This is a genomic window from Corynebacterium sp. NPDC104732 (assembly GCF_055583565.1).
On record NZ_JBVJNS010000004.1, the window covers coordinates 16,796 to 31,766 of the forward strand.

The window sequence follows — 14,971 nt, forward strand, 5'->3', positions numbered from 1 at the left end:
ACTTTATGTGGATAACGGGTAGTTATCCACAAGTAGTACGGCTGAGGCTGCATCACTTTGTGCCGAATATGCCATTCTCCTCTCATGAAACTCATCTCTCGCCCCAACCGCCCTGCTACTCTCCCCCGGGATTTTCCGCAGCTTCCCGCCGGTACGCACACCAGCGCAGCTCTGAGAGCTGCCACCGAACGCTGGAGTGACAACTCCAGCTCCACCACGGCAGCGCTCCATGATTCCCACCGTCGCCTCGTCGCCACCATTAACCAGCTGCGAAGCGCTGACCAGCGATTCTCGGAGCAGGTCAATGCTGCCTATTAGATCCGCCGAGCTTTACGACGCCGCCGGGCGCCTCGATACCTTATCCACCAAGCAAGCTCATGCCCTCCGTGCCTCCACCGACGCATGGGATACCTTCCTCGTGGCAGGCAACTCCGCCGATTTCATCACCGCGGCAGCAAAGTCCGATCGCGCCCTTATGAAGGCGCACGCGGGCACCATCACCGAAATGTCAGCGGTATCCCGTGTACTCCATTCCGCAGCGGACACCGTTCGCGACATCGAAATTGATTTAGATTCCCTGATCATGTCCACCGACGCCGCCACACAGTCCTCCCCCACCATGGACGCATTACTTCGCGAACTCCGCACTCTCGGGTCCTCCATCGATCGTGCCTGCGCTGCGGAAATCAACCGGATCTGCGGCGTTGAAGCACGGCATGGGCCTGATCTGACCCATTATGCGGATGCATCATTGCCAGAGATACATGAATCCGTGCTAGCCACGGCGTCGCCGGAGGTCAGAGCACTCGCGGAGCAGTTTCCGGATGCCAGGTTGTTGCCGTCGGCAAGCGGCGTGGTGGTGGCGTTCGGTGACCTTGACACTGCGCCTTCGGTGACCACCGTCGTCCCCGGGGTGGGGTCTGGTGACCCGGCGGGGTGGGCTGGCTATGCGGCACGCACCCAACAGATTGCCCAGCTCACCGGCGGGGCGGGCGTACTGTGGATCGGCTACCAGCCGCCGAAAAACCTCATCACCGCCACCGGCACCGCGCCAGCAACGGCGGGAGCGGCGGACCTGAGGGAGTTTCAAGCAGAGCTCTCCCGGCGCAGCGCCCGAGTGGGAAACGAGCCACACCGGGTGGTGGTCGCGCACTCCTACGGCAGTGTCGTGGCAGGTTACGCGGCACAAGGGCGAGGTTTGGTGGCTGATTCCCTGGTGTTGTTGGGCAGCCCAGGAGTCGGGACTAGTCACGCCACCGCACTGAATCTTCGTTCGGATAAACCTCAGGTCATTGCGGCGACATCACCCGCGGACCCGATTGGGCTCGCGGTGACATCTCGGGCGGGCGTGCATGGCCCAGACCCAGCTGACCCAGCGTTCGGCGCGGACCGCACCTGGGCAATCCAGGGCGGTCACTCAGACTACTGGTCGGACGCCGAGTTTCACCGGCAGCTCCAGGAGCTGGTTAGACGTAGTTGATGGCCATGCGACCGTCGATCTTGCCGCTGCGCATATCCTCAAACACGTTGTTGATATCGCCCAGCTTGCACTCCGTCACGCGCGGCTTGATGAGGCCACGGGCGTAGAAGTCGAGGGCTTCGGCAAGGTCCTGGCGGGTGCCCACCAGGGAACCACGGATGGTGAGCCCCTTGAACACGATCTCGAAGATCGGCGCTGGGAACTCTCCCGGTGGCAAACCGTTGAAGACGATCGTGCCACCCTTGCGGGCCATGCCGATTGCCTGGCCGAAGGCCTGCGGGTGCACAGCCGTGACTAGGATGCCGTGCGCACCGCCATCGGTGTAGGTGTTCACTGCTGTTACCGGATCCACCTCCTTCGCATTTACCGTGAACTCGGCGCCCAGTTCCTTCGCCAGAGCGAGCTTTTCATCGGAAATATCCACCGCAATGACTCGCATACCCAGCGCCTTGGCGTACTGCACTGCGATATGACCGAGCCCACCGATGCCGGAGATAACCATGAACTGGCCGGGGCGAGTATCCGAGACCTTCAGGCCCTTGTACACCGTGACGCCGGCGCACAGGATCGGCGCGACCTCCACCGGGTCCGAGCCAGCCGGGATACGCGCGCAGTAACGGGTATCTACCAGCATGTATTGACCGAACGAACCATCGACGGTGTAACCACCGTATTCAGCGCTGTTACACAGGGTCTCCCAACCGGTGATGCAGTGCTCGCAGGTGCCGCATGCGGACCAGAGCCACACGTTTCCCACCATGTCGCCAACGGCAACATCGTGGTCACCTGGACCAAGCTCCACCACTTCTCCCACGCCCTCGTGGCCGGGGACAAATGGCGGTTCCGGTTTCACTGGCCAGTCACCTTCCGCAGCGTGCAGATCGGTGTGGCACACGCCGCTGGCAAGCAGCTTGACCAGGGCTTGGTGTGGGCCGGGCTGTGGCAGGTCGACGTCGGTAAGCTCCAGCGTCGGGCCAAACTTTTCGACGACCGCTGCCTCGAATTTCTCGGTGCTCATTGTTACTCCTTATGTCATCAGAACAGTCCCGTTGGCCGCTCGTCGTAGGACACGAGCATGCACTTGGTCTGCTGGTAGTGGGACATCATCATGAGGTGGTTCTCACGGCCGATACCGGACTGCTTGTAGCCACCGAATGCAGCGTGAGCTGGGTAGTTGTGGTAGTTGTTCACCCAAACGCGACCGGCTTCGATCGCGCGACCGGCGCGGTATGCCTGGTTTCCGTTTCGACTCCATACACCGGCTCCGAGACCATAGATGGTGTCGTTGGCGATCTCCATGGCTTCTTCGAAGGTCTTGAAGGTGGTCACCGCCAGGACGGGGCCGAAGATTTCTTCCCGGAAGCACTGCATAGTGTTGTCGCCCTTGAAGATGGTCGGCTGGATGTAGTAGCCGCCCTCCAAGCCTTCGATCTTGTTCACGCCACCACCCGTGAGGGTTTCTGCGCCCTCGGCTGGGCCGGACTTGAGGTAGCCGGTGATCTTGTCCATCTGCTCCTGGGAAGCCTGGGCACCCATTTGGACGTCGGTGTCCAGCGGGTTTCCGAACTTCAGGGACTCGACCTTCTTCACGGCGCGCTTCAGGAACTCTTCTGCGATGTCCTCGTGGATGAGGGCGCGGGATGGGCAGGTGCACACCTCGCCCTGGTTGAGGGCGAACATCGCCAGGCCTTCCACACACTTGTCCAGGAACTCATCATCCTTGTCCATCACGTCTGGGAAGAAGATGGATGGCGACTTGCCGCCGAGCTCGAGGGTGACCGGGATGATCTTGTCAGACACCGCCGAGTGGATAATCTTGCCCACCTCGGTGGAACCGGTGAAGGCAATCTTTGCCACCCGGTCGCTCGCGGTCAGGGCCGCGCCAGCCTCCGTGCCAAGGCCGTTCACCACGTTGAGCACGCCTTCTGGCAACAGGTCCTGAACAAGTTCGATGAAGTACAAAATCGAGGCTGGGGTATGCTCCGCGGGCTTGAGCACGATGCAGTTACCACCAGCGAGTGCCGGCGCGATCTTCCACGCTGCCATGAGCAGTGGGAAGTTCCACGGAATGATCTGGCCCACCACGCCGATCGGCTCTTGGAAGTGGTACGCCACAGTATTGTCGTCGATCTGCGACATGCGCCCCTCCTGGGTGCGCACCACGGAGGCAAAGTAGCGGAAGTGGTCGACAGCCAACGGCACGTCCGCCGCAAGAGTTTCACGAACAGCCTTACCGTTGTCCCAGGTTTCTGCGACAGCGAGCTGCTCCAGGTTTTCCTCCATGCGATCAGCGATAGCGTTGAGCACCGCCGCGCGCTTGGCTGGGCTGGTCTTACCCCACTTAGCCTTCGCAGCGTGCGCAGCATCAAGAGCGAGATCGATGTCCGCAGCGTCGGAACGTGGCACCTGACAGAACACTTCGCCGTTGACCGGAGAAAGGTTATCCATGTACTTGCCTGCTACCGGAGGGACCCACTGGCCACCGATGAAGTTGTCGTAGCGGTCCTTGAATTGGACGATGGAGCCTTCGGTTCCGGGATTTGCATAAACAGTCATGTGACCCTCTTTTCGTTTTCAGTAGTGAACTTGCTGAATTGCCCACCACACTAACAGCAGATTTTGTGTCCCGAGTCACATTAAAGATATTTGCAAAGAAGTTAATCCATTAACGCTGGATATGAGCATTTTGCAAATTTAGTTAACTTTGTTGAAGCTGGCCGCAAAGGGTGCCCGACGGTCGTTTCCCCACAGCGCCGACCGTTTTCATTACGGGTTAAAGTCAAGTTCTACCCACCCATTTAGACAAACCCCTGAGGGTGCCGAATGGTTTGTGCATTGGCCTCGACATTACGCCCCCGACAATGCTCCAAAAATGGGTCCGCAAGCCCGAACTTCGGGAGGGTAATGTCGGGGAGATTGCTGTAAAGCCTTGACTTGAATTCATTAGCGCACTTGTTGAGGCCGATGAGGCGATTGAAGATTGCTGTAACAATGGCCACTATGGCGCCTCACACCAATCATTTGACGGTCTCTGCTAGGCCGCAGCCCCCCGACATTACGCCCCCGACAATGCTCCAAAAATGGGTCCGCAAGCCCGAACTTCGGGAGGGTAATGTCGGGGCCGTAATGTCGGGGCCAACGCGCAAAAACGCAACACCGCCCGAAACCCGGGAAGCATTCCCCGAATCTCGGAACAAATAGCAGATTTGCAGCCTGATTTCGGCGTCACAGGGCCCGAAACCCGGGTTTCACTTCCCGGGTTTTCCACCAAACACCCAAAGCCCCCAAAGCCACCCAAACCACCAAACCACCAGAAACCCGCACACAAAAATCCCTGCCCTCCTTTCAAAAGGGGCAGGGATTGTGAAAAGGCTAGCTCTTGCGACGACGTCGCGGTTCCCACATCACCACTGCTGTTGATCGTGGGACGTGAACGAGTTCACCATGAGAGCGGCGTCGTGATGCAGCTTCTTTGACTTCGGCTAGTTCGCTGCGCAGTTGCTCGTTTTCTGCTTTTAGGCGTTCGTTTTCTTGGGTTAGTTCAATGATTGATTTGATTCCCGCGAGGTTCACGCCTTCCTCTTGGGAGAGGCGCTGGATTTCACGGAGGAGGTCTACGTCTCGGCGCGAATAGCGTCGTCCGCCCCCGCGGGTGCGCTGGGGGATCACCAAGCCCAATCGGTCGTATGTCCTTAGGGTTTGGGCATGCATCCCAGCGAGCTCCGCGGCAACGGAGATCACGAAGACCTCGCTTTCTTGCCCTCGGCTACTCATGGGGATACCTCCTTATTCCAGTCCGGTCCAGCCAGCGCGTGGGTCATATCCTGCGTCCTTCTCGGCTTGCAGGTAGGTGCGCAGCGCGGAAGTTTCTGCAGCTCCCATGTTCTTCGGGATCTGCACTTCAACTTTCACCAGCAAATCGCCTGCCACTCCCGAGGGCCGGTGCACTCCTCGGCCGCGCACACGTAGAACGCGGCCGGATGGTGTCCCGGCTGGGATTTTGACCTTTACGGCGTCGTCAAGCGTCGGCACCGTGATGGCACCTCCCAGCGCCAGCTCACCGAAGCTGACTGGCACGGTGACCTGGATGTCGTCGCCAGAACGGGTGAAGACCTTATCCGGGCGGACCGTCACATTAACGAACAGGTCACCTGCAGGTTTGCCATTGGGCCCTGCTTCACCTTGGCCAGCGAGGCGCACTTTCTTGCCGTCCTCTACACCCGCTGGGATGCGAACGGTGATGGAGCGGGTACGCCGGGCAGTGCCGGTGCCGTTGCAGGTAGGGCACGGGTCGGTAATGATCCGGCCGGTGCCACCACACTTGGTGCATGGTGCAGAGAATCCGAATGCGCCCCGGTTTTCCGAGGTAAACCCGGTTCCGTTGCAGTCACCGCATACGGAGGGGTTTCCGCTGCGGGATCCGGAACCGTGGCAGTCGGTGCACGGAGCTTCTCCGGTTAGCTGGATGGGAAGTGTGGTCCCTTTCGCCGCTTCGCGGAATTCCAGGGTGATGGAGGTTTCCACGTCAGCGCCCCGCGTCGGCGCAGCTGACTGGCGGCTATGGCCACCGCGGTTGAAAAAGCCACTGAAGATATCCCCAAAGCCACCGTCGCCAGTAAATCTGCCGTCTCGGAAAACGTTCTCGAACCCGCCGGATTCTTGAAACCCTCCCGGAAAGCCGGGACCTCCGAAACCGCCGAACCCGCCGGACTTCAGCATGGCTTTCAGCTCGTCGTATTCTTTGCGTTTCTTTTCGTCACCGAGGACGTCGTATGCCTCGGCGACTTTCTTGAAGCGCTCTTCCGCAGCCTTGTCACCTGGATGTTTATCCGGGTGATTGTCACGGGCTAGCTGGCGGTAAGCCTTCTTAATCTCTGCCGCTGATGCAGACGAGGAGACCCCCAAGTCCGCATAGTAATCTTTCTCCGCCCATTCGCGTTGCGTCATTGGGCATCTCCTCCTTTCTGCTTTTCTGTGTGTACGGGAAGCCCGATGTTAGGCCTCAGCTGGGTCTGCGATGATCACCATTGCGGTGCGCACGAGGCGCTCCCCAACGAGGTAACCCTTGCGCAGTACCGTGCCGATGACCTTTTCTTCACCGCTGGATAGATCCTGGACAGCTTCGTGGCGTTCTGGATCAAACTCGTCACCTTCCGCACCGAAGGCTACGAGGCCTTCGGCGGTAATGGTGTTAGTGAACTTGTCGGCGAAGGCCTTGAGTGGCCCTGCTTCCAGGTCACCGTGTTTTTCGGCTAGCTCCAGGTCATCGAGGATCGGTAGGAACTTTTCGATCACCTTGGCTTTGGCCGTGTCGATAGCCACTTTCCGGTCACGCTCGGTGCGCTTGCGGTAGTTCGCGTACTCGGCGGTCATCCGCAGCAGATCTTCGGTGCGCTCAGCGAGCTCAGCCTCGGCCGTAGAGACAGCGCCGTCGTCGTCGAGGTCGACGTCGGCAAGTGCCTCGTTGACCTGGGCTTCGAGATCAGCTTCTGCCTGAGCCTCCTCAGCGGCAGCCGCTTCAGCTTCAGCGGCCTCCGGGGAGGTGGCTTCCGTATCGGTGATCTCTGGATCGCCGGGGTCTTGCGACATGTCGCGATTCGGCTCAGTCATTACTTCTTCTCTTCTTCCTCGTCGATGACCTCAGCGTCAACAACGCCGTCGTCGGTTGCGCCAGCCTCAGCGGCACCTGCTTCTGCAGCCTGCGCCTCGTAGATGGCCTTGCCCAGCTCCTGGGATTCCTTGTTCAGGTTCTCCACTGCGGACTTGATGGCTTCGATGTCGTCACCCTTGAGAGCTTCGTCCACAGCCTTGGCTGCGTCCTCTACTTTGCCCTTGATCTCATCGGAGACCTTGTCGGTGTTGTCCTCCATGAACTTGCGGGTCTGGTAGGCCAGGGATTCCGCAGAGTTGCGGACTTCCTGCTCTTCACGACGCTTCTTGTCCTCTTCCGCGTGTGCCTCAGCGTCCTTGATCATGCGATCGATTTCTTCCTGAGACAGACCGGAACCGTCCTGGATCTTGATGGTATTTTCTTTGCCGGTGCCCTTGTCCTTTGCGGTGACGTGGACGATGCCGTTGGCGTCAATGTCAAAGGTGACCTCGATCTGTGGCACGCCACGTGGTGCAGGTGCAATGCCACCGAGTTCGAAGGAACCGAGCAGCTTGTTAGCTGCGGCCATCTCACGCTCGCCCTGGAAGACCTGGATCTGAACGGAAGGCTGGTTGTCTTCCGCAGTGGTGAAGGTCTCGGAACGCTTGGTTGGGATGGTGGTGTTGCGCTCGATCAGCTTGGTCATCACGCCACCCTTGGTTTCGATACCGAGCGAGAGCGGGGTGACGTCGAGAAGCAGCACGTCCTTAACCTCGCCACGCAGCACGCCGGCCTGGAGAGCTGCGCCGACTGCGACGACCTCGTCCGGGTTGACGCCCTTGTTTGGCTCGCGGCCACCGGTGAGTTCCTTGACCAAGTCGGTGACAGCTGGCATACGGGTGGAGCCACCGACGAGGACCACGTGGTCAATGTCAGAGATGGACAGCTCGGCGTCCTTGATCACCTGGTTGAATGGTGCCTTGGTGCGGTCCAGCAGGTCCTGGGTGATGCGCTGGAACTCGGTGCGAGAGAGGGTCTCGTCCAGGAACAGTGGGTTCTTTTCCGCATCAACGGTGATGTAAGGCAGGTTGATGTTTGCGGACTGGGAAGCAGACAGCTCGATCTTCGCCTTCTCAGCTGCTTCGCGCAGACGCTGCAGGGCCATCTTGTCCTTGGTCAGGTCGATACCGTTGGCAGCCTTGAACTTCTCCACCAGCCAGTCGACGATGCGCTGATCCCAGTCGTCGCCACCGAGCTCGTTGTCACCGGAGGTGGCACGAACTTCCACGACGCCGTCGCCGATTTCCAGCAAGGAGACGTCGAAGGTACCGCCACCGAGGTCGAAAACGAGGATGGTCTGTTCCTTGTCACCCTTTTCCAGGCCGTATGCCAGTGCAGCGGCGGTTGGCTCGTTGACGATGCGCAGCACGTTCAGACCTGCGATCTGGCCAGCTTCCTTGGTGGCCTGACGCTGAGAGTCTTCGAAGTATGCCGGAACGGTAATGACAGCGTCGGTGACCTCTTCACCCAGGTATGCTTCCGCGTCACGCTTGAGCTTCATCAGCGTGCGAGCGGAGATCTCCTGTGGGGTGTACTTCTTATCATCGATGCTGACGGTCCAGTCAGTGCCGATGTGGCGCTTGACGGAGCGGATGGTGCGGTCAACGTTGGTGACCGCCTGGTTCTTTGCAGACTGGCCGACGAGCACCTCACCGTTTTTTGCAAAAGCAACGACGGACGGGGTGGTGCGAGCACCTTCTGCGTTAGCGATAACTACTGGTTCGCCACCTTCCAGCACGGATACGACCGAGTTGGTGGTTCCGAGGTCAATACCTACTGCGCGTCCCATATTTTTCCTCCTGTGTTTATTGAAAGTTGTGCAACGTTGACTGCACTGTACTCAACTTCTGGAGTCACCCTACCAGATACCTTGAGTCGGTGTCACTCAACCTGTTCACTAGTCACAACGCACCACACGGCGAACTTGTTCCCACTTGACTCAACTTTTTTGTTTCCGCAGGTTAACGCACTTGCTTCACGACGGCCATCCCCCACCAACAACTGACCACACTGAAAACTACAGGACTGTTGCGGAAAGAGGGATAGGGATTTGAACCTCAGGATCAAATCCCTATCACGTTGATGACCATATTCCCTGGACAGGAAACGGGATAGGCGTAGGGTATTGGATTTCAGCAACAAAAAAGCTATCCGCACTACAGAAACGGGTTAGCAGCTCGTGAGTGAACTGCTAACCCGAATATCGGTTTTTAGCTGCGGCGTCGCGAGCTAATGAATAGCCCCGTTGCCATAAGCAGCAGGATTGCGGCGAAGCCATAGGCTCGTGGCAGCCATTCTCCACCGGTCTTTGGTAGTGATCCGGCCTGCACGTTAGCTACCTGAATCACCCAAGGGTCGTTTTCGTTCTCCGGTTGCTTAAGTTCAACCAGTCCAGAGTTTTCCGAGTGTGCGGAAAGTGTGAACTTTAGGTCCTCCAACACATTGTCCTTGTTGGTGGCCTCGACATTGAACCGCCATGGCTGCGCCAGTAGCTGTGATCCGGTCCCGGAGCGGGTTTCAACAAGGTAGTAGCTTCCCGGTTTTAGCTCTAACTGGAATTTTGTTGGATCGTTTCCATCAAATCCGAGGTCAGCGAAAAGTGGTTCTCCTTCGGGTTTATCGCCTGTTCCAGCCTGGTAGATGGCAAACTTTGCCCCTTCGAGTGGTTTGCCGTCAGGATCAACTTTTTTCACCACTACTTTGCCGTCGGTGCGGTACAAGCTATTCACGAGGAGAGCGAAGCGGCCGTCTTTATCACTCAGCGGTACTTCGTCGTTCACCAGCGGGATGCGTGTGGCGTCGCCGATTCGATCTTTCAGTGTCGGATTTGTTACGGGTTCGCTGGTGCCAGCCCCGTAGCGGTCTTCGTTGAGGTGGACGTAGTTAGCCTGCATCCGCAGGTTCTCTTCCTCCAGTTTCTTCTGCAGTGCTTCTGGGAGTGGTTTTTCTTTCACCCAGCATTGCGACCCTTCGGGGAGTGCACCCGGGCTCCACGTCTTGCCCATCGTCAGCACGAACTCGCCACTAATCTCGTTTTTCTCGTATTGGAGGTTACTTCCGATCACCTTTGGCATCGGTTGCCCCGGTAGCAGACCGTCGATTTTGCAGCGGAAGGTGAACTGGAAAGCAGTGTCGGCAGGGAACACTTTATTCTTTGGATCGCCTTCGACGGCTTTCTCCAGTCCGAAGTACTCGGTGTTCACCCAGTAGGAGTTTTTGAAGTCAACGCTGGTGACGGCTTCGTTGGTTAACGGCACCTCCGAGACTGTCTTATCGCCTGCTACTGAGGGGACTTGCTGGTCACCGACACGAACTTGCACGCTGTGGTAGCTGTGCACAGTTTTTTTGGATTCTTCGGGGATTTTGTCCTCGTCGTTCTCTGTGAATTTACAGATGGCGGATGCCGGCAGGTTTCTACCATCTGCCAAGGTGATAGAAACCGCTGTCCCGTCTGATGGCACCTGCGCGGTGCCACTGTAGGTTTTACCTTCCGCCACGGTATCGGCACATTCCCAGGTCACGGCAAAGGTTTCGCGATTGTTGAGGTAGTCATTGACGTTGTTTTGTTGTTCGCCTACGAGTTGTTTGGTCAGCTGCAGCTCTGCTCGTTCACGCTGGTAATCATTAACGACGGTGACAACTTGCGTGGAATCTTTGCCGCTTTGCACGGTGAAAGTCCCTGTGACACCAGAATCCCCGAAGGTGCCATCACCGTTTAATGTCGCACCTTCGAACGATGCGGTGACTGATGCGTCATGGCGGTTGACTGGCTGTTCTGTCAGGCGACAGTTCCACCCTGCGGTAACTTGCTTCGGCAGTTGAATTTCTCCCGCGCCAGTAATCTCCACAGTTTGAATATTCGTGTTGTCCGGAAGCTCGAAAGGAAGGACTGCTTTTCGGGGGTCGGTGCATTCCAGCTTCATGGTGAAGGTATCGCCTTGAGCAATGTCTGGACCGTCACCTGTCAGCTTCTTCGCTAGTTTCAAGTTGACTTGGTGGTAGTGGTAGGTATTCCACGCCACCAAGGCGCCTTGCTCATGAACCCCACCTTCGGCAGTTGTTTCTTTCGGAACAATGGTGATTGTTGCCTGATTGTCAGCTGTCTGACAGCTGCTGCGGTTGTCACACGATGTTTCTTCACCGTAGCCGTCTGCTTGTTCGGAGATGTTCCATCGCACGGACCAATCTGCGTCAGTTTCTACCGCTGAAGCGTTATCTTCGATCACTGTGCAGGTGGTTCCAACAGGCAGGTTGTCGACGCGGGCAATGGTGCCACTGTCGAAACGCCCGAGCTGCCAGGTTCCTTCCTTGAGGACATCACCTTGGTATTCACACTTGTAGTTGAAGGTGAATTTACGGTCACGCCCGATGGTGGCGACACCGTCGCCGTCCACCTTCTTTTTCATATTGAAGGCACCAGTTTCTACAACGTAAGCGTTGGTCACGGTGGCTTTCTTCGGCGTGCTTACCTTGGCAAAGGTTAAGGTGCTGTTTTCCAGTGTTGCATCACCGGCCGCGCTGATGGTTGGGCCGCTTGCGCCTGTGATTTTCAGCGGGTTTTCCGTGACTGTGCAGTCGGATCCCACGGGCACGGAGATCTCTTTGGACTCGCCGTGACTCAATTCGAATCCGCGCTCTCGAACCAAAACGGTTTCGCCACGTTTACAGGTATAGGTGAAGTCGAATTTTCTGTCCTTAAGGAAGGCGCCATGCACCGATTCCGGTACGGAGCTGCCGTCAGCATAGGTCAGGTGTGCCTGCTTTTCGACGGCCATGGTCGTCATAGCTGGTTCATAGGTGTTGTCGACTTGGAGGGCGAGCGCTCCGCCCTCGTCCGGAACCTGGAAGGTATAGCTCGGTCCTTCCGCACTCTCCTGGGTTGTTCCATCCTGCCCGGTGATTGTTGTGGTGCGTTTAAGCTCTGCCGGATCGGAAGCGAGTTCCGTAAGGGTACAGGTTTCACCCGAGGTGAGCTGCGGCACGGTGTGCGTAGCATTGTCGGTTACGGAGAAGGTTTCAGTCCGGGTGCCGCAGGTTAGTCGCATGTTGAAGGACTTGGGCACAAACGTAGCAATGTCTGCTACCTCACCGCTCACCATGGTCACGTGCTTGGTTATTTTTAGATCGCCCGTCGGGGTGGCAAAGCTATTAGTCAGGGTTACTTTTTCGCCTGTTTCAGAGCGCACTGTAGCGGTGTCAGGTTCAAAGTGGTGGTTGAACTCGATGTTTTCAGGTGCTTCGTATTCTTCTTTGAATACGCACCGTGTCCCGATGGGGAATTGTCCCAGCTGCCACGTTTCCCCATCCGACATTGTGTGGGACAGTTCACGAGGAGCTTCTTCACCAGGGACTGTACATTGTGCGGTGACGTCAAATCGAGCAGCGGTGAGCTCCCCCACCCGCTCCACGTTCCGTACTTGCGTCACGTCAACGGTCTTAGTCAGAGACACCGGGGCCTTACGGTAAGTCAGTTCGTTGTTCATCACCACGGTGGCATCGTTGCTACCGATCGGAGTGATCACTGCGCGTCCTTCGGCAGGTTTGACCACATCAACGTTTTCGATCGTGACGTCCTTCTCCCGCACGGTACAGGTGGTTCCCACTGGCACGTCTTCTAGACGGGTGCTCTGCCCACCTCGAACTCTGATTTCTTTCGGGCCGTACGCAGTCACGCCTTCTTGGGTACAAGTGACATCGAACAGGAATTCTGTTGCGCTGCCTGCTCGCGCGGCATCACCAGACAACGTCTTTTCAATAACAAGGTTGCCTTTTTGACGCGTGTACTTATTCTCTACCGCTACTGCGGCCTGGGTTTCGCCGGCTACTGGGTTAAGCCATACGTAGTTCGTACCGCATTGGTTAAGTCCCCCAGCGGTTGCGTCCCCGGGTTTATCACATGCATTGGATTGCCAGCTGGTATCGAGGTCAAACCCTGGAATGCTCACTGGGTTACCGTCAGTACTCGTCTCAGTCAATCCACATTGGGTTCCTACAGGGAATGGCCCGATCTCAGCGGTGCCATCGAGTGGAACGAGGACGGTGCCATCTGCGACGAATGGCGGGTTGACTGGCGAGCCTTGATCCGGACGGTCTTTGGCTGTTGGCACATACCGGCAGGCGTAGCGCACCGGGAACTGCTGCGGTACCTGTGAGGCAGGCAGCTGATCCCGATTAGGAATCACTTTGCTAAGTTGAATCTTTTTCATCTTAGGGGAATAGGTATTGACGGCCGTCACGGCCGCTTCGCCCGTTTTAACGTAGGCTTCCGGGTCGGGTTTGACTTTGTGAGTCAACCCGTCCCCAGAGGTCTCTTGACCGATGGTGTTTGTGCCTTTCCAGCTGGTGGCAACGCTGTAAAGCTCCGGCTCGGTCCGTGGCTTGGTTTCCTTAATCGTGCAGGAAGTCCCCAATGGCACTGTGCCGATGGAACGACGCTCCCCGTTTTTCATTCCTTTCATCTCGCCAGTAGCGACGGTGTCACGATCCTTGGTACAGGTGTAGGTGAAATCAAAGGTTGCGTCATGCAGACGCTGTTGTAGCACTGGGTCAGTAACCACAACTTCCTTGCCCAAGGACATGGGAACACTAGGGAGATTTTCGAAAGTACAGGAAGTGATTTTGGCAGGATCAAGCGGGACTTCTAGCTTGTTTCCTGTCAGCGATACCCGCACTTCAGTTTTTTGCTGGCCTGGTTTGTAGGCGGTGCATGTTGCTTTCCGCAGCCGGAACCCCTCTTGCTGCTGCTCGGTAATGGCGACGCGAGAGGACGAAGTAATGTGGTCAAAAGCGGTGAGGGCCACGCCTGTTTGATCAGTGCTTAAGGTTCTCCGGGTGCCCGAGAAGTTGAGCGGCTGCAGATCAAATTTCCAGTCTGCACCTTTTTCAAGCAGATTTCCATCGTTATCGACGATGTTTTTATTAACGAAGAGACATCCGGTAACAAAGTTAGACTGCAATTCCCCCGGGAGGGCCTGGTAGTCCCGTGCGATAATAGTTTTCGAATCATCGGTTGCGATGGATCCCAGCATCTCACGGTTGGTTTTCCGGTCAACTTCTTCCCATCGCGTCACCCTTCGGTTTTCATACACCGGAATATCTTCATAAATTGGACGCCCTAGCCAATCGTAGCCAGTTAGATCGGAGCGGTATCCTATGATCACCGGTTCCTGGTATTGCCTGAGCTCATAAATTGGCTGTTTTTCCGTTGAGCCAACGGCACCGACACCGACTGGAATAATCTTTCCGCCAAGCTTTTCAATGCGTTTTTTCTGGTCAATAGCATTGTCCAGTTCTTTTTGCTCGGTGGAATTTCCCTTGTAGTTGATGCCGTAATTATCGAAGGTGGGTTTACCGTCGGTAATGAAATAGACGATGTCATATTTGGTTCCCAGCTCAATATCTTCCGCGACCCGTTCGAGGCCACCTTCCCAGTTTGTGCCACCTTCTCGAGCAGAAACATTACCGGGAAGTTCTAGTGCGCCGACTTTATCTAACAGTTGTTGTACTGCTGCTTGGTCCTGCAAGGACACCGCATTCAAATTTGTGTTTTGTACGCCCGCAGCCGGCGCTTTACTAGCAAAGGTGTAGACACCGATATTGTATGGGGCTCCCGCTAGGGAATTAATCATCGATGCCAGAGCCCTTTTCAAGTTTGACACGTCCGCGTTAGACAAGGAATTAGAAAGGTCAACAACGAATGCGACTGTGGCGCCACATTCACCCGCAACAGAAGTTTGTGCCTCTGCTTTCGGAGGATTTATTGCCTGCGGAACCACGAGGATCGTAAGTGCCATGAACAGCGTGGCTAAGAGCGCTGCGATTCGTTTCGTAATGCTCATTGC

Annotated in this window: 9 protein-coding genes; 2 read left to right on the forward strand and 7 right to left on the reverse strand. The window is 56.9% G+C overall.

Features of this window, described 5'->3' with window-relative positions; translation table 11 throughout:
* Window positions 1-84: 84 nt before the first annotated feature.
* Entirely contained in the window at window positions 85-318 is a 234-nt protein-coding gene (locus tag ACZ6ZO_RS04125; protein ID WP_182385309.1) for a hypothetical protein, read from the forward strand.
* Complete coding sequence (locus ACZ6ZO_RS04130; RefSeq protein ID WP_465290772.1) at window positions 305-1,480, forward strand: alpha/beta hydrolase; 1,176 nt, start codon at window positions 305-307, stop codon at window positions 1,478-1,480. The genes ACZ6ZO_RS04125 and ACZ6ZO_RS04130 overlap by 14 nt, the downstream gene beginning before the upstream one ends.
* On the opposite strand, the gene adhP is transcribed toward ACZ6ZO_RS04130, so the two are convergent.
* From adhP to ACZ6ZO_RS04165, 7 genes are all read right to left on the reverse strand, one after another.
* Window positions 1,467-2,498 (reverse strand): alcohol dehydrogenase AdhP, encoded by a 1,032-nt coding sequence (gene adhP, locus ACZ6ZO_RS04135; protein ID WP_465290774.1) that lies wholly within the window; start codon window positions 2,496-2,498, stop codon window positions 1,467-1,469. The genes ACZ6ZO_RS04130 and adhP overlap by 14 nt on opposite strands.
* A gap of 17 nt (window positions 2,499-2,515) precedes the next feature.
* Window positions 2,516-4,036, reverse strand: coding sequence for an acetaldehyde dehydrogenase ExaC (exaC, locus tag ACZ6ZO_RS04140; protein WP_465290776.1), 1,521 nt, complete (start codon window positions 4,034-4,036; stop codon window positions 2,516-2,518).
* Window positions 4,037-4,852: 816 nt separating this feature from the next.
* On the reverse strand, window positions 4,853-5,254 hold the full coding sequence (locus ACZ6ZO_RS04145; protein ID WP_465290778.1) for a heat shock protein transcriptional repressor HspR: 402 nt from the start codon (window positions 5,252-5,254) through the stop codon (window positions 4,853-4,855).
* A 12-nt stretch (window positions 5,255-5,266) separates the two neighbouring features.
* On the reverse strand, window positions 5,267-6,427 hold the full coding sequence (gene dnaJ, locus ACZ6ZO_RS04150) for a molecular chaperone DnaJ (RefSeq protein WP_465290780.1): 1,161 nt from the start codon (window positions 6,425-6,427) through the stop codon (window positions 5,267-5,269).
* Between the two features lie 48 nt (window positions 6,428-6,475).
* Window positions 6,476-7,090: a nucleotide exchange factor GrpE gene (grpE, locus tag ACZ6ZO_RS04155; RefSeq protein ID WP_465290782.1), complete on the reverse strand. Its 615-nt coding sequence runs from the start codon at window positions 7,088-7,090 to the stop codon at window positions 6,476-6,478.
* Window positions 7,090-8,919 (reverse strand): molecular chaperone DnaK, encoded by a 1,830-nt coding sequence (gene dnaK, locus ACZ6ZO_RS04160; protein ID WP_465290784.1) that lies wholly within the window; start codon window positions 8,917-8,919, stop codon window positions 7,090-7,092. Before dnaK ends, grpE begins: the two co-directional genes overlap by 1 nt.
* A gap of 421 nt (window positions 8,920-9,340) precedes the next feature.
* Window positions 9,341-14,968 carry a DUF5979 domain-containing protein gene (locus ACZ6ZO_RS04165; RefSeq protein WP_465290786.1) on the reverse strand — a complete coding sequence of 1,876 codons (5,628 nt, stop codon included), beginning with the start codon at window positions 14,966-14,968 and terminating at the stop codon, window positions 9,341-9,343.
* Between the last annotated feature and the right edge of the window lie 3 nt (window positions 14,969-14,971).